The sequence below is a fragment of the Spirulina sp. 06S082 genome (assembly GCF_034932145.1).
Classification (GTDB): Bacteria; Cyanobacteriota; Cyanobacteriia; order Cyanobacteriales; family Spirulinaceae; genus CCY15215.
Map to the genome: position 1 here is coordinate 1 of NZ_JAYGHV010000396.1, position 26,736 is coordinate 26,736.

Annotated in this window: 30 protein-coding genes, 1 tRNA gene and 2 pseudogenes; 13 read left to right on the forward strand and 20 right to left on the reverse strand. The window is 43.7% G+C overall.

The genetic code is table 11. The features are described from left to right. The coding region (locus VB714_RS23600; RefSeq protein WP_323227291.1) for a calcium-translocating P-type ATPase, PMCA-type at window positions 1-2,905 on the reverse strand (2,905 nt) is incomplete at its 3' end. A gap of 168 nt (window positions 2,906-3,073) precedes the next feature. Between VB714_RS23600 and rsmI the strand changes: the two genes are divergently transcribed. Then, window positions 3,074-3,919: a 16S rRNA (cytidine(1402)-2'-O)-methyltransferase gene (rsmI, locus tag VB714_RS23605; protein WP_323227293.1), complete on the forward strand. Its 846-nt coding sequence runs from the start codon at window positions 3,074-3,076 to the stop codon at window positions 3,917-3,919. 74 nt (window positions 3,920-3,993) lie between these two features. After that, complete coding sequence (locus tag VB714_RS23610) at window positions 3,994-4,800, forward strand: vWA domain-containing protein (protein WP_323227295.1); 807 nt, start codon at window positions 3,994-3,996, stop codon at window positions 4,798-4,800. A gap of 73 nt (window positions 4,801-4,873) precedes the next feature. On the opposite strand, the gene VB714_RS23615 is transcribed toward VB714_RS23610, so the two are convergent. Continuing rightward, window positions 4,874-4,962: transfer RNA gene (locus VB714_RS23615), tRNA-Ser, on the reverse strand. Window positions 4,963-5,095: 133 nt separating this feature from the next. On the opposite strand from VB714_RS23615, the gene VB714_RS23620 reads away from it, so the two are divergent. Together VB714_RS23620 and VB714_RS23625 are read left to right on the forward strand one after the other, a co-directional pair. Next, window positions 5,096-5,311, forward strand: coding sequence for a hypothetical protein (locus VB714_RS23620; RefSeq protein ID WP_323227296.1), 216 nt, complete (start codon window positions 5,096-5,098; stop codon window positions 5,309-5,311). Window positions 5,312-5,424: 113 nt separating this feature from the next. After that, window positions 5,425-6,327, forward strand: coding sequence for a glycosyltransferase family 2 protein (locus VB714_RS23625; RefSeq protein ID WP_323227298.1), 903 nt, complete (start codon window positions 5,425-5,427; stop codon window positions 6,325-6,327). An 18-nt stretch (window positions 6,328-6,345) separates the two neighbouring features. Here VB714_RS23625 and VB714_RS23630 read toward each other — a convergent pair whose 3' ends face one another. Together VB714_RS23630 and VB714_RS23635 are read right to left on the reverse strand one after the other, a co-directional pair. Continuing rightward, complete coding sequence (locus VB714_RS23630; RefSeq protein WP_323227300.1) at window positions 6,346-6,990, reverse strand: glutathione S-transferase family protein; 645 nt, start codon at window positions 6,988-6,990, stop codon at window positions 6,346-6,348. Window positions 6,991-7,089: 99 nt separating this feature from the next. After that, window positions 7,090-7,332 (reverse strand): NfeD family protein, encoded by a 243-nt coding sequence (locus VB714_RS23635; RefSeq protein ID WP_323227303.1) that lies wholly within the window; start codon window positions 7,330-7,332, stop codon window positions 7,090-7,092. Window positions 7,333-7,608: 276 nt separating this feature from the next. On the opposite strand from VB714_RS23635, the gene VB714_RS23640 reads away from it, so the two are divergent. Beyond that, entirely contained in the window at window positions 7,609-10,677 is a 3,069-nt protein-coding gene (locus VB714_RS23640) for a tetratricopeptide repeat protein (RefSeq protein WP_323227305.1), read from the forward strand. 151 nt (window positions 10,678-10,828) lie between these two features. Here the strand turns inward: VB714_RS23640 and VB714_RS23645 are convergent, their stop codons facing one another. The 5 genes from VB714_RS23645 to VB714_RS27575 all read right to left on the reverse strand — a co-directional run bounded on the left by VB714_RS23645 (window position 10,829) and on the right by VB714_RS27575 (window position 14,388). Next, entirely contained in the window at window positions 10,829-11,152 is a 324-nt protein-coding gene (locus tag VB714_RS23645) for a type II toxin-antitoxin system PemK/MazF family toxin (RefSeq protein WP_416309778.1), read from the reverse strand. Between the two features lie 184 nt (window positions 11,153-11,336). After that, window positions 11,337-13,178 (reverse strand): sensor histidine kinase, encoded by a 1,842-nt coding sequence (locus tag VB714_RS23650; protein ID WP_323227308.1) that lies wholly within the window; start codon window positions 13,176-13,178, stop codon window positions 11,337-11,339. Window positions 13,179-13,405: 227 nt separating this feature from the next. Beyond that, window positions 13,406-13,786: a hypothetical protein gene (locus tag VB714_RS23655; protein ID WP_323227310.1), complete on the reverse strand. Its 381-nt coding sequence runs from the start codon at window positions 13,784-13,786 to the stop codon at window positions 13,406-13,408. A 135-nt stretch (window positions 13,787-13,921) separates the two neighbouring features. Beyond that, window positions 13,922-14,290 (reverse strand): biotin/lipoyl-binding protein, encoded by a 369-nt coding sequence (locus VB714_RS23660; protein ID WP_323227312.1) that lies wholly within the window; start codon window positions 14,288-14,290, stop codon window positions 13,922-13,924. Continuing rightward, the gene (locus VB714_RS27575) at window positions 14,203-14,388 is read right to left on the reverse strand and encodes a phage integrase N-terminal SAM-like domain-containing protein (protein WP_204101946.1); all 186 of its coding nucleotides are present in this window, start codon (window positions 14,386-14,388) and stop codon (window positions 14,203-14,205) included. The genes VB714_RS23660 and VB714_RS27575 overlap by 88 nt, the downstream gene beginning before the upstream one ends. A gap of 259 nt (window positions 14,389-14,647) precedes the next feature. On the opposite strand from VB714_RS27575, the gene VB714_RS23665 reads away from it, so the two are divergent. Together VB714_RS23665 and VB714_RS23670 are read left to right on the forward strand one after the other, a co-directional pair. After that, window positions 14,648-15,016, forward strand: coding sequence for a hypothetical protein (locus VB714_RS23665; RefSeq protein WP_204101945.1), 369 nt, complete (start codon window positions 14,648-14,650; stop codon window positions 15,014-15,016). A 105-nt stretch (window positions 15,017-15,121) separates the two neighbouring features. Then, window positions 15,122-15,271, forward strand: a pseudogene (locus VB714_RS23670) (carbohydrate porin); the annotation flags it as partial. 113 nt (window positions 15,272-15,384) lie between these two features. Here VB714_RS23670 and VB714_RS23675 read toward each other — a convergent pair. The 3 genes from VB714_RS23675 to VB714_RS23685 all read right to left on the reverse strand — a co-directional run bounded on the left by VB714_RS23675 (window position 15,385) and on the right by VB714_RS23685 (window position 16,506). After that, the gene (locus VB714_RS23675) at window positions 15,385-15,804 is read right to left on the reverse strand and encodes a type II toxin-antitoxin system VapC family toxin (protein ID WP_204101943.1); all 420 of its coding nucleotides are present in this window, start codon (window positions 15,802-15,804) and stop codon (window positions 15,385-15,387) included. Continuing rightward, window positions 15,795-15,995 (reverse strand): hypothetical protein, encoded by a 201-nt coding sequence (locus VB714_RS23680; RefSeq protein WP_204101942.1) that lies wholly within the window; start codon window positions 15,993-15,995, stop codon window positions 15,795-15,797. The genes VB714_RS23675 and VB714_RS23680 overlap by 10 nt, the downstream gene beginning before the upstream one ends. Window positions 15,996-16,167: 172 nt before the next feature. Beyond that, window positions 16,168-16,506, reverse strand: a complete 339-nt coding sequence (locus tag VB714_RS23685) for a hypothetical protein (RefSeq protein ID WP_323227313.1) — start codon at window positions 16,504-16,506, stop codon at window positions 16,168-16,170. A gap of 107 nt (window positions 16,507-16,613) precedes the next feature. Between VB714_RS23685 and VB714_RS23690 the strand changes: the two genes are divergently transcribed. Together VB714_RS23690 and VB714_RS23695 are read left to right on the forward strand one after the other, a co-directional pair. Continuing rightward, window positions 16,614-16,961 carry a hypothetical protein gene (locus VB714_RS23690; RefSeq protein WP_204101940.1) on the forward strand — a complete coding sequence of 116 codons (348 nt, stop codon included), beginning with the start codon at window positions 16,614-16,616 and terminating at the stop codon, window positions 16,959-16,961. After that, window positions 16,949-17,155, forward strand: coding sequence for a type II toxin-antitoxin system RelE/ParE family toxin (locus tag VB714_RS23695; RefSeq protein ID WP_323227314.1), 207 nt, complete (start codon window positions 16,949-16,951; stop codon window positions 17,153-17,155). Before VB714_RS23690 ends, VB714_RS23695 begins: the two co-directional genes overlap by 13 nt. A 229-nt stretch (window positions 17,156-17,384) precedes the next feature. On the opposite strand, the gene VB714_RS23700 is transcribed toward VB714_RS23695, so the two are convergent. Further along, window positions 17,385-17,738: a transcriptional regulator gene (locus VB714_RS23700; RefSeq protein ID WP_323227315.1), complete on the reverse strand. Its 354-nt coding sequence runs from the start codon at window positions 17,736-17,738 to the stop codon at window positions 17,385-17,387. After that, window positions 17,710-18,054, reverse strand: a complete 345-nt coding sequence (locus VB714_RS23705; protein WP_416309779.1) for a type II toxin-antitoxin system RelE/ParE family toxin — start codon at window positions 18,052-18,054, stop codon at window positions 17,710-17,712. Before VB714_RS23705 ends, VB714_RS23700 begins: the two co-directional genes overlap by 29 nt. A gap of 180 nt (window positions 18,055-18,234) precedes the next feature. Between VB714_RS23705 and VB714_RS23710 the strand changes: the two genes are divergently transcribed. Then, window positions 18,235-18,603: a tetratricopeptide repeat protein gene (locus VB714_RS23710; RefSeq protein WP_323227317.1), complete on the forward strand. Its 369-nt coding sequence runs from the start codon at window positions 18,235-18,237 to the stop codon at window positions 18,601-18,603. A 308-nt stretch (window positions 18,604-18,911) separates the two neighbouring features. Here VB714_RS23710 and VB714_RS23715 read toward each other — a convergent pair whose 3' ends face one another. After that, window positions 18,912-19,484, reverse strand: coding sequence for a Uma2 family endonuclease (locus tag VB714_RS23715; protein WP_323227318.1), 573 nt, complete (start codon window positions 19,482-19,484; stop codon window positions 18,912-18,914). Window positions 19,485-19,607: 123 nt separating this feature from the next. On the opposite strand from VB714_RS23715, the gene VB714_RS23720 reads away from it, so the two are divergent. Continuing rightward, a complete protein-coding gene (locus tag VB714_RS23720) occupies window positions 19,608-20,552 on the forward strand; it encodes an MBL fold metallo-hydrolase (protein WP_323227319.1) in 945 nt (314 codons plus the stop codon). 47 nt (window positions 20,553-20,599) lie between these two features. Here the strand turns inward: VB714_RS23720 and VB714_RS23725 are convergent, their stop codons facing one another. Then, window positions 20,600-20,749: a hypothetical protein gene (locus tag VB714_RS23725; RefSeq protein WP_323227320.1), complete on the reverse strand. Its 150-nt coding sequence runs from the start codon at window positions 20,747-20,749 to the stop codon at window positions 20,600-20,602. 65 nt (window positions 20,750-20,814) lie between these two features. Between VB714_RS23725 and VB714_RS23730 the strand changes: the two genes are divergently transcribed. Both VB714_RS23730 and VB714_RS23735 read left to right on the forward strand, forming a co-directional pair. After that, window positions 20,815-22,212 (forward strand): ABC transporter substrate-binding protein, encoded by a 1,398-nt coding sequence (locus tag VB714_RS23730; RefSeq protein ID WP_323227321.1) that lies wholly within the window; start codon window positions 20,815-20,817, stop codon window positions 22,210-22,212. Between the two features lie 64 nt (window positions 22,213-22,276). Beyond that, window positions 22,277-23,680, forward strand: coding sequence for an ABC transporter substrate-binding protein (locus tag VB714_RS23735; protein ID WP_323227323.1), 1,404 nt, complete (start codon window positions 22,277-22,279; stop codon window positions 23,678-23,680). 20 nt (window positions 23,681-23,700) lie between these two features. Here the strand turns inward: VB714_RS23735 and VB714_RS23740 are convergent, their stop codons facing one another. The 4 genes and pseudogenes from VB714_RS23740 to VB714_RS23755 form a co-directional block, all read right to left on the reverse strand. Further along, the gene (locus VB714_RS23740; protein ID WP_204103554.1) at window positions 23,701-24,168 is read right to left on the reverse strand and encodes a divergent PAP2 family protein; all 468 of its coding nucleotides are present in this window, start codon (window positions 24,166-24,168) and stop codon (window positions 23,701-23,703) included. Between the two features lie 52 nt (window positions 24,169-24,220). Next, window positions 24,221-25,150, reverse strand: a complete 930-nt coding sequence (crtE, locus tag VB714_RS23745) for a geranylgeranyl diphosphate synthase CrtE (RefSeq protein ID WP_323227325.1) — start codon at window positions 25,148-25,150, stop codon at window positions 24,221-24,223. 162 nt (window positions 25,151-25,312) lie between these two features. Continuing rightward, window positions 25,313-26,197, reverse strand: coding sequence for a DUF6999 family protein (locus VB714_RS23750; protein ID WP_323227327.1), 885 nt, complete (start codon window positions 26,195-26,197; stop codon window positions 25,313-25,315). Window positions 26,198-26,244: 47 nt separating this feature from the next. Then, window positions 26,245-26,736 (reverse strand): annotated as a pseudogene (locus VB714_RS23755) (iron-containing redox enzyme family protein); the annotation flags it as partial.

Genomic DNA, 26,736 nt, shown 5'->3' on the forward strand with positions numbered 1-26,736 from the left:
TCCATCCTTCACCGATCCAGAGAACGATCGAGGTTGTGCCAATAATAGCAAACCAATCTTGTAAGGAAAGAGGAACGGTTCTGAAGACTTCTCCCCCAAATTGAATAATTAAAATCTGTCCGATACAAATTGCCGCCGCGATCGCAATAAAACCTTTATTTTGCCATACTCCTTTAAAGGCGGATTGCTTTAATCCCAAACAGCGTGCATTAAATAAATTCCAAAACTGAATAAAGACGAACACTGCAAAAAAGACAGATAACTCGTAAGGATCGATGCTGCCATCTTGTTGTAAATAGATTAAAAAGGCAGCTAAAAATCCTAAAAAGATTAAACCATTGCTGAGAATACTTTTAATCATTTCTGGGGAAATAATAAACGCTTCTGGATTTCGAGGCGGGTCTTGTAAAACTGTTTCATGGGGCGGTTCCGTCGCCAAAGCTAACGCCGCAAAGGTATCCATGATTAAATTAACCCAAAGCATTTGTGTCACTGTAAGGGGCAGGGAAATGCCGATAAAGGGTCCGAGTAAAGCAATGCCTAACGCGACAACATTAATCGTTAATTGATAGAGAATAAAGCGTTGGATGTTTTGGTATAAAGAACGCCCCCAAACGATGGCATTAACAATACTTTGAAAAGAATCATCCAGTAGGATAATATCGCTGGCATCTTTGGCGATCGCGGTACCACTTCCCATTGCTAAACCCACTTTTGCTTGTTTTAATGCTCCCGCATCATTTGTCCCATCTCCTGTTACGCCAACAACCTCACCTTGTTCTTGTAAGAGTTTGACTAAGCGTAACTTATCTGAGGGAATGGCACGAGATAATACTTTTAACTCTTGAATTGCTTCTCTAGCCTTTTCATCGCTCATATTGCGAAACTTTTTCCCAGAGATAGACGCATATTTATGTCGTTCTTCTTCTCCTTGCCAAAGACCAATTTCCCGAGCAATTTCTTCGGCTGTTTCCGCACAATCTCCAGTAATAATTTTGATTTTTAAGCCGGCATTGAGACAAGTTTTAATGGAATCAGAAACACCGGGGCGCAAAGGATCGACGATCGCCACAAATCCCAACCAGGTTAAATGGGGTTTCTTCTGTCCTTCCAGATGCGGCTGCATTAAATTATCAGGTAAATTTTGGTACGCTAAACCTAATGTTCGCATTCCCCGTTTCTGATAGTCATTCAACGCTGACAAAATCGGTTCTGGGTTATGCAGAGGTAGGACTCCATATTCGGTAAGAATTTCAGAACAGCGTTCGAGAATGACTTCCGGCGCACCCTTAATATGGACAATTTCTCCTTCAGTTACAGCAGAATGACCAAAGGTTGCCATATATTTATTCTGAGTTGAAAACGAGAGTCGAAATTCAATTTTCAAATTATAGCGATAGTCGAGATAATCAAGATTTTGTTCATCTAACCAGAGAAGTAAAGCGCTTTCTGTGGCATTGCCGATCGCCTTGGTGGGTTTTCCTTCTTCTTTTTCCAAATCGGCGGTACTATTGGCGGCGATCGCCTCAGCAATTAAATTTTTGGCGAAGTTCAATTGGACGACTGTTTTCGTTTTTAAAGCGGGAAAAATAACCTCGTGAACCCGCATTTTATTTTGCGTTAATGTCCCTGTTTTATCGGAACAAATAACCGTCGCAGCCCCAATTGTTTCACAAGCGTGCATCCGCCGCACTAAATTATTAGAATCCGCCATGCGTTTCATGCTATAAGCAAGGGAAAGGGTGACACTCATGGGCAACCCTTCCGGTACGGCAACGACGATAATAGTGACGGCGACCATAAAGTATTCTAAGAGGGCGAATCCCACTTCTGCGGGTAGCCAGGTTTCCCCCCAAACGGGAACGAGATGCAGAGGATAGCCAATTCCCGCCCCGAGTGCCAAAACCAGCCCCCCCACAGCAGCAGCTTTGAGCCAATTTCCCCAGCTATCATCCAGCCATTCTGGTGCCTCAATGCCGCGATCGAGAAAGTCTAAGCCATCATAAACTACGGGCAACCAAACCGGAATTAGCGCGATCGCAATACTTGTCACGAGGAAGGTTAAAAAATAACCCTGCTGTCCCGTCAGATGAAATTCTCCTGTCAGAAATCCTCGTACTGTTAAAGCGGTAAAAATGACTGTGGCAAAAGATAGCCCTACCACCCCGATCAATTCGCTGAGGCGATCGAGTTGTTGGTTGAGGGGGGTATCTTCTCCATTTTCGATGGTTGCTACAGCCCGCGCTAATTTCCCGATTTCCGTGCGATCGCCTACTGCTGTAACGGCAAAGATGCCATTTCCCTGATCGACAATGGTGGTGCGATAAAGATTATACGCGGGGTAAGTTGCTTCTGTTACTCCCTGTTCTTTGGCTTCGGAAGGAGTAAATTTTTGGACGGGTTCCGATTCTCCGGTAATCTTGGCTTGATCGACTAGGAGAGAAACTGCTTCAACCACTTCCCCCTCGGCGGGAATTTCGTCCCCTTGTTCCACGCAAACCCAATCTCCTACAACGAGGTCTTTCTGGGGTACTGTGGTTGCACAGCCGTCGCGAATGACCCGCACTTTGACATCATCAACATATTGATTGAGAATTTCAAAGGCTTGATTGGCGCGGTACTCATTGACAAAGGCGAGAGTTGTGGCCAAAACGATCGCCACAATAATCCCCAATCCTTCGATATAATCGTTTCGCACTGCCCCTGCTGCGATCGCGATTATGGCCGCAATACACAAAATGCGGATCACGGGATCGGCAAATTTCTCTAAAAATAAACGCCACCAAGGTTCTTGTTCTGGGGGAGTTAGGACATTTGCCCCATATTTTTTGCGGTTGATTTCAACTTGTTCTGAGGTGAGTCCGCCGAGGGGATGATGCGATCGCGTTTGCTGGTCGGTGAACATAAGCACTGAAACGAATAGGAGTCGGGGTATTGCCCGAAGCAATATTCCTTCATGGTATCATTACAGACATTTGCTTTGCATGGGAATAGGGAATAGGGAATAGGGAATAGGGAATAGGGAATAGGGAATAAGGCAAGAGGCAACAGTCAACAAAAGGAATATTTTTTTATGCTTTATTTGGTTGGTACGCCTATCGGGAATCTGGAGGATATGACCTTTCGGGGGGTTCGTATTTTGCAAGAAGTGGATTTAATTGCGGCCGAAGATACTCGTCACACGGGAAAGCTATTAAAACATTTTCAAATTCAAACGCCGCAAATTAGCTATCACGAACATAATAAGCACAAGCGTTTGACTGAATTAATTCAGCGTTTACAGTCTGGAGAGGCGATCGCCTTAGTTACGGATGCGGGGATGCCGGGGATTTCCGATCCTGGTTACGAGTTGGTTAAAGCCTGTCGAGAAAATAATCTCCCTGTTGTCCCCATTCCAGGAGTTAGCGCTGGAATTACTGCTTTAGTGGCTTCGGGTTTGCAGTGCGATCGCTTTGTTTTTGAGGGCTTTTTACCAACTCAAGCCAAAGCCAAGGGCGATCGCCTCACTTCACTGCAAGCAGAATCTCGCACTCTTGTTCTTTATGAGGCACCCCACCGCTTACTCTCTCTTTTGCAGGATTTGGCGGCAACTTTGGGGGGCGATCGCCCTATTGTCTTGGCGAGGGAACTCACCAAACTTCACGAAGAATTCTGGCAAGGTAGCATTAAAGCGGCGATCGCCCATTACAGCCAACGTCCCCCCAAAGGCGAATTTACCCTCGTTATTGCCGGAATTTCCCAAAACCCGACAACTCTCACGGAAACAGAAATCGCCGCCGAATTACAACAACTTTTAGAAGAGGGAATGTCGCGATCCCAAGCCAGTCGCCATCTGGCACAATCGACGGACATTTCTCGCCGCCACATTTATCAAATTGCCCTTTCTCTCCCCAATTCCCTTGAAAATCTCGAAATTTAGCGCGATCGCCGTGTAGCGTGGCATAATACAAAAAGCATTCGCAATTTTGAATGGGTTAGGAGGAGGTCAAGGCCATGAGAAGCGAACATCTCAACGATGTAGATTTATGCTTTGCGATCGACACAACGGGCAGTATGGGGGGATTTATCCGCAGCGCCCAGCAACAATTATTAGATACCATGAGCTTGCTTTCGGCGGATGGAAATATTAACTTGCAAGTGGGTTTGGTGGAATATCGCGATCATCCCCCTCAAGAGCGCTCTTTTGTGACTCGTATTTATCCCCTCACTGCCGATTTCTCTCAAATGCAAACAAGCATTAATCGCTTGCAGGCGGCGGGGGGAGGAGATGCCCCCGAAGCAGTCTACCAAGGGGTATTTGATGCTTGTGCCAAGATGCAATGGCGAGAATATAGCTGTCGTTTTGTGATGTTGGTGGGAGATGCCCCTCCTCACGGTTTCTTCTCCTGGTTGCGAGACAATACTGGGCGATCGGTTTCTTCTGGAGGTGACACTTGGCCGAAAGGCTGTCCTAGCGGTCTCGATATCCAGTCTGTCACCGCCGAAGCAGAAAAGCAACGGGTCAAGATTTACGGCTTGTCTATGGGGGCAAACAGTGCTACCCAAGAGGCATTTAGTGCGATCGCGCAACTCACGGGAGGTCAGTGCGAAACGGCGCAAAATGCTTCTCACATCATCAGTAAAATGGTTGCAGTCCTCAATGTTGAATTCCGCACCATCCAATTCGATCGCCGAGTTTTGGAGGTTATCCAAGGATGCGATCGCATTGAATTAGACGATTTGGCAGGTCAACTGGAAACATCTCGCTTGACAGTAGCTGGGGCAATTTCACGGCTGGGAAAACGCGGTTTTTTGGCTTGATGTTTCCACTGCTATTAATAATTGCCTATTAATAATTGCTTATTGATAATTATTTATTGATAATCTAGAAAAACGGAGAGGGAGGGATTCGAACCCTCGATGAAGTTTAACCCTCATAACTTCTTAGCAGGAAGCCGCTTTCAACCACTCAGCCACCTCTCCAAGTTTATATTCAGGTAGTATAGCAAATTTTTTCTATATTAACAAGTATTGCAACTTGCATAAATTTTCCTCGTCTGGTCAGAAGTAAGAAGTAGAAGGTAACTCTGTCTCACCAAAAAGGAGGATAGAAACAATGTCTCACGGATGTCATGGTTCTGATTCTGCGATCAAATGCCCAAAATGCAGCCGACATACAGTAGTTTCTCTCAATGTAAACCTCTGGAAATGTCTTAATTGTGACTTCTCCAAGGATTTCTCGGAGGATGACGAAGACGAGCCAGATAATACATTTATATCGGCTTGTCTGGGAGGGATCGCCATTACTCTACTTTGTTTGCTGAGTCTTTAACACTCCCGAATTTTATCGGGGAGGGTGCATTACCAACTCAATATAAATTTATCTACCCAATATAATTATCCTCTCACAGTAAGATATAAAAAGTATCGGCATCTATCTCAACCATGTTTTCTATTTTTATTCTCACCCATAACGAAGAACTCGATATTGCTGCCTGTATTGAATCCGCGTTATTATCCGATGATGTGATTGTTGTAGACTCCTACAGTAGCGATCGCACTTTAGAAATTGCCCGTCGCTATGAGGTTCAAGTAGTTTGTCACAAATTTGCAAGTCATGGGAAACAACGAACTTGGATGTTACAAAATATTGCGACTCGTCACGACTGGGTATATATCCTCGAAGCTGATGAACGCATGACTCCCGCTTTATTTACCGAATGTTTGCAGGCTATTCAAAATACAAAAAATGTGGGCTACTATGTTGCCGAACGGGTAATCTTTATGGGACATTGGATTCGCCATTGTACTCAATATCCTCGTTATCAATTGCGCTTGTTAGATAAAAATAAAGTTTGGTTTTCCGATTACGGTCATGCAGAACGAGAGATATATCAGGGAAAAACCAGTTTTCTTCAATCAAATTATCCCCACTTTACCTGTAGTAAAGGCTTTAGTCGTTGGTTAGAGAAACACAATCGTTATTCAACCGATGAAGCAAGAGAAACGATTTATCAATTGCAATGCAAACATATTAATTGGCAAGATTTATTTTGGGGAAATACAGAAGTAAAACGACGAAGGGCATTAAAAGATTTATCTCTGCGCGTTCCTTTTCGTCCTCTTATTCGTTTCGTTTATATGTATTTCTTTTTAGGGGGAATTTTGGATGGTAAAGCTGGGTTGACTTGGTGTATTTTGCAGGCTTTTTACGAATATTTAATTTTACTGAAAACGGAAGAATTGCTAGGACAACAGGAGAAACAACTATTCTCGCAAGTTAATCGAGTAGATTCTTTAGCAAAGGATAAATTAGAGACAAATTTTAAAGCGATCGCGTCTCCTTAATTCTATTTCATTATCTTTTTAAGGGTGCGAAATAATCTCAACTTCTTGGGAAGCTGCATTTAACCATTCTTGCATAGCAGGAAGTTGCCAAATTGTTTCCGTGTAGGCTTTTTCGCTATCCGTTAAAGGAACATCGTAAGTGATAAAGCGAGAAACAACGGGGGCAAACATGGCATCAGCAAGAGAAAATTCACCAAACAAAAAGGGTCCATTTTCTCCGAATTGGTGGCGACAATTGTACCAAATTTCTTTAACGCGGGTAATATCAGTATGAACGTCGGGGTTCATTCCTTCTCCTGGAAAGCGGTTGCGACAGTCCATCGGCATTTTTTGTCGCAGATGATAAAATCCTGCGTGCATTTCTAGACTAACAGAACGGGCAAAAGCCCTTGCTTGGCGATCGCCTGGGAGTAACTGGGGTGCAAAATTTTCCACGATATACTCACAAATTGCCCAGGATTCCCAAATTGTAAGATTATCGTGGAGTAACACCGGAACCCGTCCTGAAGGAGAGTAATACCTAATTTCTCGATGGGTGTTGGGGGTATCTAGAGGGATGCGAATCTCGCTAAAGTCCAAGTCAGCTTGTTTCATTGCTAACCAAGGACGCAATGACCAAGAAGAGTAGTTTTTATTGCCAATAACTAGGGTTAATTCAGCCACGATCGCGCTTTCGTTACTATATTTTTTGCAGAATATAATTCTATCATTTTTGGCGATCGCAACAGGACGAGAAAAACCAGAAATTTTTCTAAAATTTTTCTAAAGATCCATCATTTTAGGCATTTCTACTAATAAGGTCATCTCGTTGCGTCCGATGACATTAACTCGAACTCCAGGAGAAACATTAATTCCTGTCACGCATTGGGCAAACCACCAGGATCCGCGAAACTTAACGCGGCCTCGGCGATCGGGGCAAATTTCGTCGGTGACGATCGCATTGCCTTTCCAAAGATCGAATTTTTGTGTAGTTGGTTGCTGGGTTTTATTAAAGAGGCCAAACATAATTAAATATCTCCAAGTTTTTTGCTAAGTTGTGATGGTTAAGAATGAGATGCGATCGCAGTCTCAATTAATCAGTCTTTCTCAACAAAAGTTTTGTTTCCGGAATATGCCACTAAAGAATCTGTCACCCTTCTCTATTTCTATCCTAAACAAAAGCGAACGCACTCCATCATTTGACGGTTTTTTCCTGCCTTTTTCTGCCTTTTCCTGCCTTAATGCGCCTTTATATTTTCTCTGGTGGGATACAATAGAGAGCAAATTTGGGGGAGTGAGGCGATGGATCTAATTACACAAACCAAAAATCGCCTGCTAACCGCGACTGGTTTGTTAGCGGGGGGGTCAGTTTGTTTGGCTTTGGCCAGTGCAGGTGTATTTGCAGCAATTCCGGGGGGAGGTATTGTTGCGACAATTCTGGGAACGATGGTTTCTGCGGTGACAGGAGGCGTGGTTGCCAATGATAGCATACCGGAGCATTTAAACCATGTTTCCGTGAGATTGCGAGACAGCAAGCAACAATTAAGCAATCACGATTTAACGAATGCGGTAGGTTTGGCGATGGGTTTGATTATTAAATCTGTGGCTGAATCTGGGAATTATCCTGACTCACAAAAAGACTTGCGGGGGTTGGCAGAATCTACCGTGAAAGCGTGGCCAAAGGTCGCGAAACGATTGAAAAGGCGGGTTGATAATACTTTTGAGGTTTTGCAGGATGAGGCGGTTTCTGGGCTATTTTCGGGGACAATGGAGGAATTTCTCAATACTCCGGTTTTAGCAGAGGAAGATTGGCGGAAGTTGTTACAGAATTGGTTATGTGTCGAGGCACAAATTTGGCTGCGATCGGATGTTTTGGATGTGGTGATTAATCGTTTATACAAGCGTTTTCCTTTGGCGTTGCGGGAGGTTTTGAAGGCGGATTTTGAGGGGGGAGGGAAGGCGTTTGCAGGGTTAACGATTGCGGTTTTGAGTGAAATGCAGGGGAGTTTGCAAGAGTTGCTGGCACGTCCGACGGGGGAAGATTTGGGGAATTTACAAACAAGTTTAGAGCAAGAGATACAATCTTTGGCAGGGTTGCGGCGGCAGTTAGAAAATAATGCGGAAGAGTTTCGGAAGTTGGGGGAAAATATTGATTCGGGTTTTGCTGAGGTTTTGCGGGAGTTAGGGGTAACGGAGGAGAAAATTGCGGGAAAAATTGACGGATTACAGCAATGGTTGCAAGGATATTTAGATGAAATTATTGAGCGTTTAGATGAGTTGAAAGAAGGACAAGAAAAAATCAGGGAAGATGTCGAAAAAGTTAGTAGGAATACAGAAAAATTGCTAGATCGATTAGAGGGAATCCATCAGCAGAAACAAGCACGACTGGGTTATGTTTTAGATAGCAATCGTCCGGCAATTAGCTATTGGCAAGGACGGGTTAAGGAGTTAGAAACGGTTAACGGCTGGTTAGATGATGAGAATCGCAAGTTAGGGTTTATTTGTGGCATAGGTGGGGTGGGAAAGTCGGCTTTGGCGGCGAAGATTTATGAGACGCGATCGGATTTTGAACGGAAGTTTTGGGCAGATTTGGGAGATGCACCGTTTTTGAGTGCTTTGGCGCGGAAGATTTTGCAGGAATTCAAGATTTTTGCTGAGGAAGAGTTGGAGAAAATGGATGAGAAAAACTTGGGGACGGTTTTAATTAATTGTTTGCAGAAGCGGCGTTATTTGTTAATTTTGGATAATTTTGAATCGGTGCTTGATGATGAGGATTATCAGGAGTTTTTGCAGCAGTGGTTGGGGTGTTTTAGTCAGACAGAAATTTTAGTGACAACCCAGGCGATCCCCAGTTTAAAGCAGGTACCGCGTACCGAGATTATTTTGCAGGGATTATTGGCAAGGGAGGGTGTAGAGTATTTACAAGCAGTGGGAATTGGTGGGAGAGATGAGGAGTTATCGGCATTTGTGACACGGGTTAAGGGGCATCCTTTAACGTTAAAGTTGGTGGCGGGTTTTCTCAATGAGGAGATGGGAGAAGGTGCAAAGATTGGGGATTTACAAACATTGGGAGTGCATTTTTTAGATGAACGAATTGATGGAAATCATCGACAACAAATCGTGCAGTTAGTTACGGTTTTGGAGGCGAGTTTTCAGCGTTTGACGGAGAGGTTGCAGGGGGTTTTGTTGTCGGTTTTGGTGTTGCGAGGTGGGTTTGATGTGGCGATGGCGAGGGGGATTTCTGGGGAAGATTTGATGGAGAAGGAGTTACGGGATTTACAGAGGCGGGGATTATTAATTGTTACGGAGAAACATGAGCAAAAAGTGGGAGATCCCCCCCAGCCCCCCTTGAAAAGGGGGGAGAATCTGGAAGTCCCCTTGAAAAGGGGGGAGAATCTGGAAGTCCCCCTTATTAAGGGGGATTTAGGGGGATCTTATGAGTTTCAGCCGTTGATTGAGGAGTATCTCAAGTATAAGGCGGGAGATTTGACAGCAGCGCATCAAAAAGCAATTTTATTTTATCAAGGTACTTTAAAACCTCGGGAGGAATGGGAGACGGTGGAGGATGTGGGGGAATATTTGGAAATCTTTCATCATCGTTGCGAGTTGGGAGAGTATGAGACAGCTTTTGATTCGATTTATGATGGCAGTTGTAGCGATCGCTGCGTTGCAAAGTTTCTCGATTTACGGGGTTACAATCAACTGCGAATCGAACTTTATACTCGGTTAGTTGCTGGGTTATCAAATCACGAAGACTCGCGATATACTGCTTCTTTAACTTCTCTAGGCATTGCTTACAACTCCTTGGGAGACTACCAACAGGCGATCGCACTCCTTCAGCAATCTCTGGAAATTCAACGCCAAATTGGGAACAGACGGGGAGAAGCTGCTTCTTTAAACAATTTAGGCATTGCTTACGACTCTTTGGGAGACTACCAACAGGCGATCGCACTCTATCAGCAATCTCTGGAAATTCAACGCCAAATTGGGGACAGACGGGGAGAAGCTATTTCTTTAGGCAATTTAGGGGAAACCTATGATGCTTTGGAAGATTATCAAAAAGCTCTTTCTTTATATCAAGAAGCCTTAACCATTGCAGAACAAATTAAGTTTCGCCATTTTCAGGCAGAAATTTGGTTTAATTTTGGTAAAACCCTAACGAAACTCAACCGCATCCCCGACGCACTTGGCGCATATCGCAATGCAAAACAACTTTATCAAGAAATGAAACTCGATCGCAAGGTTCAAGAGTGCGACAATGCCATACAAAATTTAGAATCTCCTCCTTCCCGACAACCTCAGAATATTTGGCAAAAACTCCGTCAATTTTTCCGTTCTTTCCGTCGTTTCATCGACAATCTTTTCCAATAGAGATAAATCTCTAAATTGCACCGCGATCTCTTATTTTTCCCCTTAAAAACGGGTTCACAGGAACGCACAGATTCCCACTCTGTTAGAATATCATTGTCAAGTCAATCCTGTCAAGCTAAAATTCAATTTTCTCTTACCCTTAAAAAGCAAATCAAGATTGAATAATTTCTACAATTTTGAGAATCACTTCCTGTTGTTTTTCTGGTGTAATTTGACCAATCTTACGCAAAATAATATGGCGATCCGCCGTAAATAAACGATTGGGACGAATATTACTCAATCGATTCAATCCTCCTGCAATAAAATCCGGATCGTCTAATGCGATCGCATAGGAATCGTAAATGGTTTGACTGGTAATTTGACAAAGGATGCGATCGTCTCCCCGTAATATCATGCGATCGTCTCCCCGTAATATCAAATCCGCATGAATACTATGAATTAAAAAGCTAGGGAGCGAGACGATCGCGGGAACAATGCGATCGCAAGCCAACCGCCCTCCTGCTAAATTTCGCGCGACCGGACCCACTTGCAATGCGGCATAACCTCCCATAAGAAACAATGGCTACCTCGGGAGTCATCGACCCCCCATTCCGTGCTTCTTGTATCTGTTGCCAACGAGACACGAGGATTCTCTGCTGTTGCGTTGAGGATGGTGATGTCTAGACAATGGATAATGCGATCGTGAAGATTGTTCCCTTGCCAAACTCTGAACTGCATTCGATTGAGCCACCATGCTTCTCCGTGATGATTTGATGTGCGATCGCCATCCCCAAACCAGTTCCTTTGCCAACTTCTTTGGTGGTAAATCCCTGCTCAAAAATTCGTTCAATCGTTTCCCGTTTCATTCCACAGGCATTGTCTTGGATCTGAATTTGCACCTGTTTATCAACCACTGAAGTGGTAATCGTAATTATATTGGGATCGGCTTTAATCTCCTCGAAGGTTTTGCCCTGATTCGCCTCCTCAAAGGCATCAATGGCATTGGCCAAAATGTTCATAAACACCTGATTTAACTGACCTGGAAAACATTGCACTTCCGGTAGATCGCCATAGTTCTTGACAACTTCAACTGCTGGCCGCTGTTCATTGCTCTTGGTTCGATGCTTAAGGATTAGTATTGTACTCTCAATGCCCTCATGGATATTAAATGCTGTCTTATAATCTCGATCCTGACGAGAGAAGATACGCAAACCATCACTGATATTGCGAATGCGATCCACTCCTGAATTCATCGAGTTGATAATATTGGGCAAGTCTTCGCGGATAAATTCCAAGTCAATCTCTTTAATTTCATCTTCAATATCTGCATCAGGGTTAGGCATTTTTTCTTGATACAAATCAATCAGTCCGAGTAGATCCTTTATATAGTTCTGGGCAGGTTGAATATTCCCTTTTAGGAACCCCACTGGGTTATTGATCTCATGGGCAATGCCTGCCACTAATTGACCCAGGCTTGACATTTTTTCAGCTTGAAATAACTGGATTTGAGTTTGCTTGAGTTCTTCAAAGGCGGTTGTTTTGGCAAGCACCTCTTTCTCTAACTCATCAGCATCCGTAACCCGTTTAATTAAGGGACGCAACACAAAAACCAAACCAACGGTGGCGATCGTGCTGACCCCAAAAACTGCCAGACCAACAAAAAACAAATCTCGGTTCACTGCACCATACAGTTCCTGACGATCCATCTGCACCGCAATGATCCAGTCAGTATGCGGCAAGGTCCCAAAGGCAATGATCTGATTGTCGTAATGTTCAATTTCTGTTGGATCGTGGGCGATCGCACCGTGGAGTAAAGAAGCCAAGTGTTCCGGCAGCACCTGTGACCCGTTTCGCAACGGAAAGAACAACGCCAAGGTGTCCCCTTGCTCTTGGGCCAAGAACATCTCGCCCGTCTCCCCCAGACCGATGTATTCCGCAACAAGCCTTTCCATATTGGACATTCTAAACACAGCAATATCTCGGCCAATCCGCTCTTGCTGCTCAGAAAAAATGGGGCTACTCACCAAGAGATGGGGACGATTATCGATCGCGATCGGGCCAACTGTGATGGACTCGTCAGTCTCCCCTTGGAGAATGTCTGAGAGATCCAGGGTCGAGTCAACTCCGACATGAACCAGGAGTTGGTCGGTGCGATCGAAGCGACTGACCCCCACCAGTGAATCGTTTTGATCGATCGCATCCTCTAGATCGAACAAACTCAGTTCCTGCAACTCAGTCAAGCTGGCTTTGCCCTGAACGTAGTCAGAAAGTATCTTGCGGGCAAAGGTACGACTGGTGACTTGTTCAGCAACTTCAATACTGCTTTGCTGCACCTGTTCAGCCGCCAATGTTCGGTTGCTCAGTTTAGCCTGGAGGTCTTGCTCCTGAGCTATTTTAAGCTTGTTGTAGAGGGGAATGACACTGACCAATGCCACCACTAAACTGACGCAAAAGACCCCTGCCGTAGAATAACGGCTCAGGTGGCGTTGTAAACGGTTGGAAGAGTTTGAGGGGCTGTTCACTAAGCTTGTTTGATTCAGGTTATTTCCAATCTATTCAGGGTAAACGCAACAAAATCACCCCAAAAAATTGCTATTGGGGATCATGTCATAGAAAGGAGTTCCGTGCAATTTGGACTGAAAATCCTCTTGTCAAAAGATTATTCCCTTGTCGATTCCCCATCTTTTCAGGTCGCGCTGACCCTCCCCGCTCTTTTTTCGTATCGCACCTTGGCCAAAGTCGTTGCGGTTTAGAGACTGCTTATCAGTCTAGCCCTTCGCAAAATGAACTGTAAGACCGTCTCTCGGTGAGCCAGAATATCGGCTCTCCCTTCCATCCCGGCTTGTAGGGTACATTGACGATCGCCTTGTTGTTCTAATTCTATCTGTTGTTGGATTAAAGATTCTCGTTCCCGTTTTAAAGTAGCGATTCTGACGGTTCCGGTAGCCTGTTCTCGGCGAATTTGTTCTCGGGCGATCGCGACTTCTGCGGGACTGGGATCGAGGGCAGTTTTGGCTTTTTCGAGCCGCGCTTTTGCGGCTTCAACGGCAGCAGCCCGCATTTTCAGTTCTTGGATGGCTCCTAAGCGGTCTTGTTCTTGTTGGATCGCGGCTAACTGAACTTCTGCCAATTGGTCTTGGGAGATTCCCCCTTCTCGGGCGAGGGGACGGTAGCGGTCTAATTTTTCTCGCGTGGTTTTTAGTGAGGCTTCTATGGATCTCAGGTTGGCTTCTGCGGCGATCGATTCCGCGCCGATCTGTCTTAATTAGGCTTCGGCTGCTGCGACATCGTGTTGGCTATTCAGAGCGCGATCGCGGTACTCTCGACGATGGCCGGCTAATTCGGCTCGGGCAGATGCGATTGCACTTTGATTCTCTTGAGTTTCGGCTGCGATCTGGCGATCGAGGACAACAATCTGAGCCTGAATTTGTTGGATTTGTTGCTGTAGGTGGGCGATCGCGCCTTGCAATTGGATTTTTTGCACATTTAAGCGGGTATCATCCAATCGAGCGATCGTCTCTCCGGCCTTCACCTGCTGATTTTCTTTCACTTCAATCCGTTGGACTGTACCCGCTTGGGTAGCTTCGACAAGGTGCAACTCTCCAGCCGGACGCGCAAGTACCGCTTGATCCAATCGATGTAAGTTTGCTCAGTACGGTAGGAGTAGTGTTTGAGGCGGATCACTTCTCGAAGCACGTCCAGCAGCTTCTTTGGCGGTGGGGGGGCAGTCATAGGGACAAACAAATTCGTATAAAACGCGCTCTAAGGGAATTATACAGAAAATTTCCGTATAACATCCCTATGCAGAGTGTTATGCGGATGAAATCTTAATAAAATCTGTATAGGGGGTGATTAGATGGAAAAAATCCGTATAATTCAATCCGTATAATTCATAGTTATGCCGAAACCGATAAGTTCGTTAAGGTTGTCTGTTTCTAGCCAAATTAGGCAATTAATCAAATCTTTAAAATCTAAGGAGTGCTACTTACTCATGACTGTTTCAACTTCTACAACAATGAGAAAGGCTTACCAAGTTATTCAGATTCGTGTTCAACTGCTAGGGCGTGGAATGACCAATGAAATTATGAATCTTTATGTGAACGGGAAGCGTCTTAAACCCAAAGTGAAGACTATACATGAATTTTTAAACTACTTAGGTGCTCAAGGTTTCTGTCTTGTAACCGCTGAGTTGGAAACTGAAGGAATCTACACACACTTTTACACTTTACAGCGTGAGGTTCTAACTCAGCAACCTCCCGAAGGAGATATTTTTGATGAACTTGCCAAAGCAAAGGAAGGTGCTGATTTTGGAGACACAGTTAAAAATCTTCTTGAAGGTGGACTTGATCGTCTTGCTTAATTTACGACGCGATCGCCAGTCCCCCAACCGTTCCAAACAGGAGGCAATTGGTTTTTGGGTTCGGATTTAGGGGAAGATTTTACCGATCTGATTCCGGGCAACGCTATTCCTTGGCATATCGAGGCATTTTACCGCTATAAAGTCACGGACAATATCTTTTTAACCCCCGGAATGATTTGGTTAACCGCCCCCAACCAATCCGCCCGCAATCCCGATGTTTTAGTCGGCACATTGAGGCTCACTTTTCGTTTTTAACGGAACTCGCGATTCATATCTCGCAGTACGAAGGGCGGGATCGATGAGTTCTGCTCTCGTTTCTGCTTCGTTCAATTTGATTCCTCCTCGAGGATCGGTTTGATAATGCCGATTTAATGAGAATCTGGAGATGTTCCGCGATCGGGAATAATCTCAATTAATCCCGTTTGAAATGCTTTATCGTAAGTGATAACAGGTATTTTTTCGAGTTCTGCTTGTGCCATAATCATGCGATCGAAAGGATCTCGATGAGCGATCGGCAAACTACCTGCTCTGATGGCATGGGCTGAGGTAATGCCAAGTTCAAGGAATTTTGCTTGAATTAATATCTGTGAATATCGTTCGACAATGGGTTTGGCTTCAGGCAGTTTACCGATGCGGTATTTTGTGGCAATTTCCCAAGCAGAAGCACTGCTGACAAAAATCTGATGTTTTGAGTTGCGAATGATGTCTCGGCAAACCATATCGAGCTTAGAATCGTCGAAAAGCCACCACAAGAAAATATGAGTATCGAGAAGATATTTTATTCCCATCGCTGGAGTTCTTCTTCAGGTAGGGGGTCAAAAAAAGTATCGCTGAGTTTTCCGGTTAAAAGTCCGGGGGTGCGGGGTTGAGGGGATTCTCGACCCAATCCTAAGCGAAAGTAGTAAATCAGATCGTAAATTTCTGCGAGTTTTTCTTCGGGAATTTCTTGGAGTTCTTGAAGGATTTTATCAATTAGCATGGGTTCGCGTATGGTTTATTTTCCATTATTGCCAGAGATGCGATCGCTTTTAGGTTTCTTTTTCAATTTTTCCAAATGAGGGCAAGTCGTGGCAATGTTTGCTTTTGTCTGGAAACCTCCAGATCGCTTTTCGGTTCAATGTGACTCATGCGACGGCCTCCTCAATAGACTGTCAGCAGTTTGCTTGAACTTTTGCAGGTCGGGAAACAAATTCCCATTCACGAACTCGATATTTAATGACAACAGTAGTGTAGCAAGTTCTGGAGGAACGGCTCCCGACATTTATGTTCGATCGCAAAAGATTCGGGGCAAAAATCTTCTTCGGTTTAACAAATTCTTCTGCATTATCTGTCGGCATACACGGGCGATCGATCTCGTTTTGTTCTTCATCGTCAACATAAGGAATTGAAGCGGTGTACAAATTCCATTGTTCTTCTTTGAGAACTTCTCGGATACTTTCCTTGATGAGTTCTTTTAAGGTTTGGCGATCGCTGTTGTTGAGAAATGTCATGGTTGATTGTCCTGTTTGGCAATTCTTTTCCTATCGCTAGTGCGATCGTTGTTTCCTGATGTAGTAAAATCAGACTATGACAAAACTCTAACTCAACCAAAACAGTTATGACAGTCAGCCAAACGAAAAAAATGATATGGGAACATATTAATACATTACCAGGGGAACAAGTTAAAACGCTTCTTTTAACATGGCTAATCAATTCTTCTGGAGACTTAGAAGACTTTGAGCAATTTTTGACCAATCAGACGACTCAAACAGCAGAAAATTGTCTTGAGTACGGTGCGATCGACTCAGACTTAAATTTTCAAGCCCTTACTGAAGATGAAATGGTTCAACAAAGTAAACTTGCCCTCGAATCTTACTATCGTAAAGGTATTGGTATTACCCATTATTCTATACGCGAATGGGCTGATAGTTTAGGAACAGAAGGGGAAAAACCATGTCCAAAATAGTTTGGACTGAAGGTGCAGTTGACGATCTCAATCGCCATTACGAGTTTCTCAAAATCAACAATGCTGATGCTGCGGTACGTGCAGTCCAAAAGATTGTCTCTACTGGTGAAAGTTTACAGGAGAATCCCCGTAGAGGCAAAACCGTAGATGACGTTGTAGGATTGCGGAAACTTTTAGTTGCTTTTGGGAAATAATGGGCGTATGCGAATAGGGAATGGGCGTATGCAATACGCCCCTACTAAAACCCCCAAATTTTACCGTTATCTCGTAGGGGTGCAATGCTTGCACCCTTTTTCTTTTTGTTTATCCGTCAAATCGGATAATTGTAGTTGATTCGTCAGTGCGATCGCATTTTGGCATTCTTCACCCAGTTCAACGATATGTTAATTTAAAGTTGGATTATTTGTGGCAATTTTAGCTTTGTTATTGAGTTGCATTATTGTTTTCCCCATCGCCAGAAGATTTGGGAATGGTTTGAATAATTATCTTTAATCCTAAAACTTCAAGCCAGTTGCTCAAATGGTAGATGGCAAAATTGCCTTTTTCGGATAAAAGATTGTTGAGTTTTTGGCGATGGTCTTCGATCTGTTCTGGAGTTAGATAAATATCTCCTAACGCTTCTAAAATATTGTTTAATACTCTGTGTAACAATTCGGGTTCGGGGTTTTCTTCCTCAAAAAGTGCTTCTAAATATCCTGCGGCTTCTTCAGGAGATTTCAAAGATTCAATTAAATAAGATTGATAGCTTTTAGTTGTTGGGGTTTTGACGGTTTGCATAGTCTTTCCAGTATTTTTGTGCTTGACGAATATCTTTTTGTTGCGTGCTTTTGTCGCCTCCACATAAAAGTATAATAATTGTAGAACCCACTTGTCCAAAATAAATCCGATAACCACCACCATAATCGATTCTCAATTCGCAAACCCCTTCACTCACTGATTTATAATCTCCTAAATTTCCCAAACTGACGCGATCGAGTCTCAATTTTATTTTTCGTCTTGCTTTGACATCTCGCAGAGAGTTCAACCAATCTTCAAAGGGACTGTTTTGGCAATTCTTTTTACATTTTTGCAGGAAATGGGCGTATGCAAGCAGAGAATGGGCGATCCATTCCGCCTCCATCACATCATACAAATCAAACGGACTCACCTGCGTCAATAAATGCAAACAAGTCACCCCCAAACTATACAAATCGCTGCTAAACGTAGCCTTACCCATTGCTTGTTCTGGAGGCCAATATTTCTCCGTTCCGATAACCGTTCCCGTCACGCTTCGTTGGGAGACTACCCACAGGCGATCGCATTCTATCAGCAATCTCTGGAAATTCAACGCCAAATTGGGGACAGACGGGGTGAAGCTGATTCTCCCTATAATCTTAGCCAGTTGTATCACAAAGTTGGCAGAATTCAAGATGGATATGCAGCAGGATATCAAGCACAAAAAATTTATCAAGCCTTAGATTTACCTCTCAATGCTTATCCTCTTTCTAAGTGGATGAAAGCCATTACTAAATTTGCCCAACATAGCAAGTTTAACCCCATTCTCTGCTTTATTTTAGGTCTTGTTGCCTTTCCCTTTGCCTTCATTTTGATTGTTCTAATTACTCTTTACCCAATCATCTGCAATCTTTTCCGACGAAGGTAAATCTCTAAATTGCGCCGCGATCTCTTATTTTTCCCCTTAAAAACGGGTTCGCAGGAACGCACAGATTCCCACTCTGTTAGAATACCATTGTCAAGTCAATCCTGTCAAGGAAAAATTGAACTATTTTTGGCTTTTTTGTTAAGGATTACAAGGCAATGATTAAGGCGATCTCCGTTGGTTTGTATCGCGATCCGACAGGGATTGGAAATCCGTCTCATACAAAAAGTCCTCTCAAGAGGACTAACCAATTTAAAAGGTGTAAAATTTCGCGATCGCAATCCATTTTGAAAGTTTGGATAATTTAATATTCACCAAATTTTAGCTAATTTCAAAACAAATCCCAGTAATAAATCTTCTCCCGATAGTGTGGAAGGATTGTTCAAAACTTCTACCTCTTTACCTTGTCGATAAACTTCTACTCGTCTTTTTTTCCGATTAATAAGCCACCCCAATTTTGCACCATTATCCAAATATTCTTGCATCTTCTCCTGAGTTGCTTTCAATGAATCGCTAGGAGACATTAATTCCACCACAAAATCCGGACAAATATTGCTAAACCTTTCTCGTTCTTCTGGAGGTATTTTCTGCCATTTTTCGAGAGGAATCCATGAGGCATCAGGGGAACGTTCTGCACCATTTGGTAACTTAAACCCTCCCGAAGAATCAAAAACAATTCCTAATTGTTTATCTTCATTCCATAGCCAAAGTTGAGCCGTTAATCCAGCATTACGATTGCTTGTTTCATCACCTGTAGGGGACATAATTATTAAATCTCCATTAGCATTGCGTTCAAAGCGAAGATTTTTGTTTTTAATACATAACTGATAATACTGATCGTCAGTTAGATTTACTGTTTCTAGGTCGAGAGTCAAATTGGTCATCTTAACTCCTAACAAGGCAATATTGTTTCTATCTGTATTATAGTGGCGTAAGTTCTATTGACGATCGCCGAGTTCTTGTGGTAGTTTTCGGGTCAATGTCCCGTAAACTTTTCAGGATCGGTTATGAATCTACTACCATGTCAATTTTCCCGACAACTTTTCCAGAAGTGTGCGATCGCCCTGGTCAATTTGGGTGCTATTTTTATCACTGCTTCTCCTCTGTTAGCGCAAGACTTTGAAAATGCTGAAATTAAAACGATTCCCGTTGATGATGGAATCTATATGTTACGGGGTGTAGGAGGGAATTTGGGCTTGTTGGTAGGGGAAGATGGCATTTTTCTCATTGATGATGAATATGCCCCCTTATCAGAGAAAGTCATGGCCGCGATCGCCGCTATTAGCGATCGCCCAATTCGTTTTGTGATTAATACCCATTGGCACAGCGATCATACAGGAGGGAATGAAAATTTAGGTCGTGCAGGTACCATTATTGTTGCCCATGATAACGTGCGGGAACGGATGAGTACAGAGCAATTTTTGGAAATTTTGGATCGCACTTTACCCGCTTCTCCTCCCGCAGCACTACCGACGATTACCTTTAACGATACGGTTACTTTTTATCTCAACGATAACGAAATTTCTGCCTTGCACGTTGACTTTGCTCATACCGATGGTGATTCTATAATTCACATTCGGGATGCAAATATCATTCACACGGGAGATATTTATTTTAATGGTGCTTATCCCTTCATTGATGTTGATAGTGAGGGATCGATTAATGGGGTATTGGCAGCCGTAGAAAAATTATTGCAAATTGTGGACGATCGCACCAAAATAATACCCGGTCACGGTCCCCTCTCCAATCGTAGCGAACTGATAAGCTATCGTAATATGCTGTTAGCGGTGCGCGATCGCGTCACTACGGCGATTTTGGCCGGGATGTCGGTGGAAGAGTTTCTTGCGTCAGATCCAACGGCTGATTTTGACCCAACTTGGGGGAATGGTTTCCTCAAACCCGAACAATTTTTGCGAATTGTTTACGCAGATTTATCGCGATCGCGGCAGTAGAAAACCAAGAATAAATTAAATCTAAATAGGACTGACGCATTTATACACTAGCGGACAGAAGATGCCAATGCAACTTTAACATTCTCCAATTGTTCGCGATCGGCACGTTCATTAGGGGTAGGAATCCAATTCCCCAGGCGATGAAAAAGGAAAATCACAAAGCGCGATCGCGATAAAAATGGGTATAATGCCACCATAACAAGCCATTGAACCAAATCGAACGTCTACCCAAAAACCTGTTAATTTTAATTTTACGATCGCCATGTCTCAAGGTAATGAAACAAAAATACTCATTTTTTCCCTCGCAATTACAGGGGCAATTATTGGCGGAGGGGGATGGTGGGCGTATAATGCGGGTTTAATCGGTGCAGGAGGAGGGAAAACCCCGATCGCGGCTACTAATGAGGGAGAAGGACTACAGACGCGCTTGAGTGATGGCGATCGCCTTTTGGTTAGCGATACGACAACTCCCCAAAAACAAGCAGGAATTCAAGCCTTCGCAGCTAAAAACTATCCTGAAGCCATAACTAACTTTGAGGCTTCTTTAAAAACGACACAAAACGATCCGGAAACTTTAATCTATCTTAATAATGCTAAAATTGGCAGCGCCCAATCTTATAGCATCGCTGTTTCTGTTCCTATTGGTAATAGTGTCGATGCGGCTAAAGAGATGCTGCGAGGTGTCGCACAAGCCCAACAAGGAGTTAACGATTTGGGAGGAATTAATGGTATTCTCCTAAAAGTTATTATTGCCAATGATGATAATAATCCCGAAATTGCTAGGGAAATTGCCGCAGAATTTGTGAAGAATCGAGATATTTTAGGGGTTGTGGGACATTTTGGCAGCGATACCACCCAAGCGGCGGCACAAATATACCAGCAAAATGGACTACCGATGATTTCTCCCACCAGTACCTCGGTTGAGTTATCAGGAGTTGGGGATTATATTTTTCGCAGCGTCCCCAGCGATCGCTTTACAGGCAGTGCCATCGCCCGCTATCAATTAGATACTCTCCAGAAACAAAAAGCCGCAATTTTTTACAATTCTCAAAGTAACTACAGTCAGTCTTTGAAAGAGGTCGTTAATACCGAGCTTTTAAGTCAGGGAGGAGAAGTCGTCGCAGAATTCGACCTCACGGGGAACTTTAATGCTAATAATGCAGTAACAGAAGCCAAAAATAAGGGTGCAGAAGTTTTAATTTTATTATCCAACTCGGAAACCTTAGATGCAGCCCTGCAAGTCATTAGGGTTAATGGGCGATCGCTGCCTCTTTTAGCCGGAGATAGCGCCTATACCGCCAAAACCTTACAAGTAGGAGGACAAAATGCAGAAGGCATGGTTTTAGCGATTCCTTGGCACATTTTGGGCAATCCCAATACTCCATTTGCTAAGATGGCCGGCCAACTGTGGGGAGGAGAGGTCAACTGGCGCACGGCCATGAGTTACGATGCCTTACAAGCCTTTATCGCTGCCTTAAACCAAAATCCGACCCGTCAAGGGGTGCAACAAGCCTTAAGCGATCGCAATTTCCTGACGGAGGGTGCCTCACAAGAAATCCGCTTTCTCCCTTCCGGCGATCGCAATCAAGCCGTACAATTAGTGACAATCGAACCGGGAAATCGTACCAGTTTCGGCTATGAATTTGTCCCTATTCAATGATTAATTATCAATGATTAATTATCAATGGGGAACAGAAATAAATAACAAATAACCAATAAATACTATGCCAAAAAAAGAAACTTCTGCTTTAATTATTGCTTTATTGGTAACAGGAGCCGTGGTTGTTACAGGTGGACTCTGGTTTGCCAATACCATTAAACAAAGCGATCGCCCGGATTCTTCTCCAACAACTGCAACGACACCCATTCAATCGGGACAATCTCTCCCGCGTTTGAGTGGTGGAGAAGCAATTCTTATTTCTGACTTAACAACCCCTCAAAAACAGAAAGCGGTAGATGCTTTAAAAAGTGGCAATTATCAACAAGCCATTCAAGAATTTGAAGCCTCTTTAGCGATCGCTAAAAACGATCCCGAAGCCTTAATTTACCTCAATAATGCTCGCATCGGTCAAAAAAAATCTTATACGATTGTTGCCTCCATGCCCATTGGCAATAATGCCAATGCTGCTAAAGAAATGTTGCGCGGTGTAGCACAAGCGCAAGATGAAATTAATCGAGAAGGGGGCATTAATGGCACCGGTTTAAAGGTTTTAATTGCTAACGATGATAATGATGAAGAAATTGCCCAACAAGTCGCGGCCGAATTTGTGAAAAAGCCAGAAATTTTAGGAGTTGTGGGACATTTTGGCAGTGGCACAACCCTCGCAGCCGCAACAACTTATCAACAGGAAGGATTACCGATGATTTCTCCCACCAGTACCTCCGTTGCCCTCTCTGGGGTGGGAAATTATATCTTTCGTACTGTCCCCAGCGATCGCTTTGCCGGAAGTGCTTTAGCGCGATATCAACTGGAGGGATTAAAAAAACAAAAAGCGGCAGTTTTCTTTAATTCCGAGAGTAATTATAGTCAGTCTTTAAAAGATGTTTTTACCACTGACTTATTCGGACAAGGAGGGGAAGTTGTGGCTGAATATGACTTTTCTGCACCGGACTTTGATGCCCGTCGCATGGTACAAGAAGCCGGCGATCGCGGGGCAGAAGTGTTAATGTTGGCGGCAAATTCCGAAGTTTTAGAAGCAATGCTGGCTGTCGTTGCTGCCAATCAGGGAAAACTCTCTCTACTCGCAGGAGATAGCGCCTATAAGCCCGATATCCTCGCACGGGGGGCAGAAAATGCCCTGGGTATGGTTTTAGCGGTTCCTTGGCATATTCTCGGCAATCCTGGGTCCGAATTTCCTCAAGCCGCGCAACAGTTATGGGGAGGAGATGTGAATTGGCGCACGGCCATGGCTTATGATGCAACTCGTGCTTTTATTGAGGCACTCAAGCAAAATCCGACTCGATCGGGCATTCAAAAGGCTTTCGCACAGCCCCAGTTTCAAGCCACAGGAGCCACAGGAGACATTCGTTTTTTACCTTCCGGCGATCGCAATCAAGCCGTACAATTAGTGGAAGTTAAAGTGGGGACGCGATCGGGGTTTAGCTATGATTTTGTACCGGTTGAATAAATTGAGAAGCGCGATCGCCTTCACATCCCACCCCCGATCGCCCATTCCGCGACCAGAGAAGTGCCAATTCCTAAAGCCAGACCCATCAAAACTTGAAAGGGAGTATGTCCTAAAAGCTCCTTGAGACGCTCCTCATTAAACTCCTTGTCTTCTTGGAACATATCATCAATGATTTGATTGAGAATCTTGGCTTGTTTGCCCACAGCTTGACGCACCCCTGTGGCATCGTACATGACAATAATGGCAAATAAACAGGCGATCGCGAACTCCGAACTTCCCCAGCCTTTTGTTTGTCCCACCCCCGTTGCCAAAGCCGTCACCAACGCAGAATGAGCGCTAGGCATCCCCCCCGTGCTGAATAACCATTGCAGATTAACTTCTTTTTCGCGAATTAAACCGATCGCAAACTTTAATCCTTGAGCGAGAAAACAAGCGCTGAGGGCAACTAATAAAACATGATTGCCGAAAATATCCCCAAAATGCTGCATAGTTTGTTGTGATTGCAATTGCTAATTTTTTTGCTAATTTTTCCTGCTACTGCTAATTTTTTCGAGAGGTAATAAAACGAGCTAAAGCGCGTAAAGGTTCCGCCTTGGTTTCATAATCTCTCAGTTGCGCGATCGCCTCTTCAATTAATTGTTCGGCTTTATTTTGCGAGGCTTCTAGTCCCAACAAACTCGGATAGGTTGCCTTTTGTGCAGCCACATCTTTACCTGCGGTTTTCCCTAATTCTTCTCGCGTTGCCGTAATATCTAAAATGTCATCAATGACTTGAAATGCCAATCCAATATTCTGCGCGTATCGGGTTAACTTCTGTACGTCTTCTTCTGTTGCCCCCGCTAATATTGCCCCACAAACCACGCAGGCTGCTAGTAATGCCCCGGTTTTATGCACGTGGATAAATTGCAACTGTTCGAGGGAAATATCGGGTTTCCCTTCCGATTCTAAATCTACCACTTGACCCCCCACAATACCCGCACCACCGGAGGCCTTGGCTAAATATGCAATCACCTTTAACACATTTTCCGGTGGTACATTAGAGGTTTGGGCAGCAATATGTTCAAAAGCATAGGAAAGCAGGCCATCTCCCGCTAGAATGGCAATATCTTCGCCATATACCTTGTGATTGGTTAACTTGCCCCGACGATAATCATCATTGTCCATTGCGGGCAAATCGTCGTGAATTAAGGACATAGTATGAATCATTTCCAAGGCACAAGCGGTAGGCATTGCCATATCTACGGTCCCCCCCAGCATTTCGCAAGTTGCTAAACAAAGAATGGGACGCAAGCGCTTTCCTCCCGCTAACAGAGAATAGCGCATGGCTTCGTAAATTTTGGGAAATTCAGCACTAGGAGGGACAGCGCGATCGAGTGCGGCTTCTACCTTGATTTTCTGTGCTTTGAGATATGCCACCAAATCAAAATCTAGCGAAGTTGTTGGGGGGCGTTTTTCGTCTGTCGTCACCATGTCCTAAGTTCTTCCGAGCCTGTAAAACATAATCATCATACCCCCTTATCAATCGATCTTAAAGGCGATCGCAAATTTCGTCAGGGGTTTGGAGGGTTTGGAGACCAAACCCCTAATTGTGGGGTTTGGAGGGTTTGGAGGGTTTGGAGACCAAACCCCTACCTAATTTTGTTCTTTATAAATTTCTAACAAGCGATGAATATATTCAGTCATCACACCATGCAAAAAAAGGTCTCGGGCTGCATTAAAAGTGCTATTGGGGGAAAGAGGATGACGATTTCTAATAATATGATTCCACTCGGAACTCTCCAAAATTTTACTCATATACATTGCAAAATTTTCATCGAATTGCAGGGATAAAACAGCGCGTTCAAATTCATCACAGGTCAAACAGAGAGAGTAGAAAACCTTGAAGAGTTCGATCGCGGATTCTAAATCGAGGATTCTCAGCCAACTGCGTCGCGTAAAGTCAATATCAACTGACACATCTTGAATACTCTCAAAATTGATTCCTCGTTGCTTCACTTCTTCAACCCAGTTGGGATTTTTTTGTTCTGCTTGATGATAGTCCCAAACAAAGTTATATAAAATGAGGTCGTGTTCGAGAAATGCGGTTTGTGCGGCTAGATCGCTGACTTTTTTGGGGTATAGGGTTGCCTTTTCGATGTTGCGATCGGGACCATTATCAATCAAAAAGTTAATGAGATTAGAACCGAGACAAATATGCCGGACGATTAAATAACAGGCTTCAGGAGTGACAAAGTTTTGCAGAAAAAATGCTGCCGATCGGTGCATAAATGTATAGAATTTGAACTGGAAAGGAAGCAATCGTTTAATTATCAAAATCAATGCTAGAGCAAGGTTAGCAAACACTTTGATCGGAAGGAGTAAATAACTGCGCGTCCAGCTTTTTAAATCCCTAATCATGTAAGTTTTTGACACCAGATTGACAGGAATAGCATTATCGAGATAGAGAACATCCCAAGTATCGGGATTTCTGCGATCGTAGGGCTTAAATTCGTACAGAGAGTTATCTTTTTTGTTCATAGTCTTGATTAAAATTAGGCTATACTCAACCGATAGAAAAATTAGCTTTAATTCATTTCTTCGAGTTGAAGTAAATACAAACGTGCGGTTACTTGGGCTGTTTTGACGACGCGCTTGGCGATCGCTTCTGTCATCCATTCTCCTTGAACTAAAGTTTCCAATTTACCGATATGAGACTCATCATTTTTGCCATGATAAGCTAAAAAAGAAACTTGTTCGTCTCGCAAACTTAAGGTTTCTTGGATATATTTTGCCCAAGTCCCAGCTAATTGATTTCCCAGCCCTTCAATAATAAAAATACTACCTAAAAGATCGATAGGATTTTCGCGAGAAGCCCGATGAAAAATGAAGGCAGATAATGCCTCACTACCAATGTTTTTTTCTGCTGCTATAATCTCGCTTAATTCACCGCCCACAGAAACATAATTTCGCTCTAACATTTGAAAATCTCGATGTTCATCTCCTGCGTGTCCAAGTAATAAAGAACGCAATTCAAATGTTGTCATATTTGATGCAGCCCGAGCGATCCACCTTGCTCC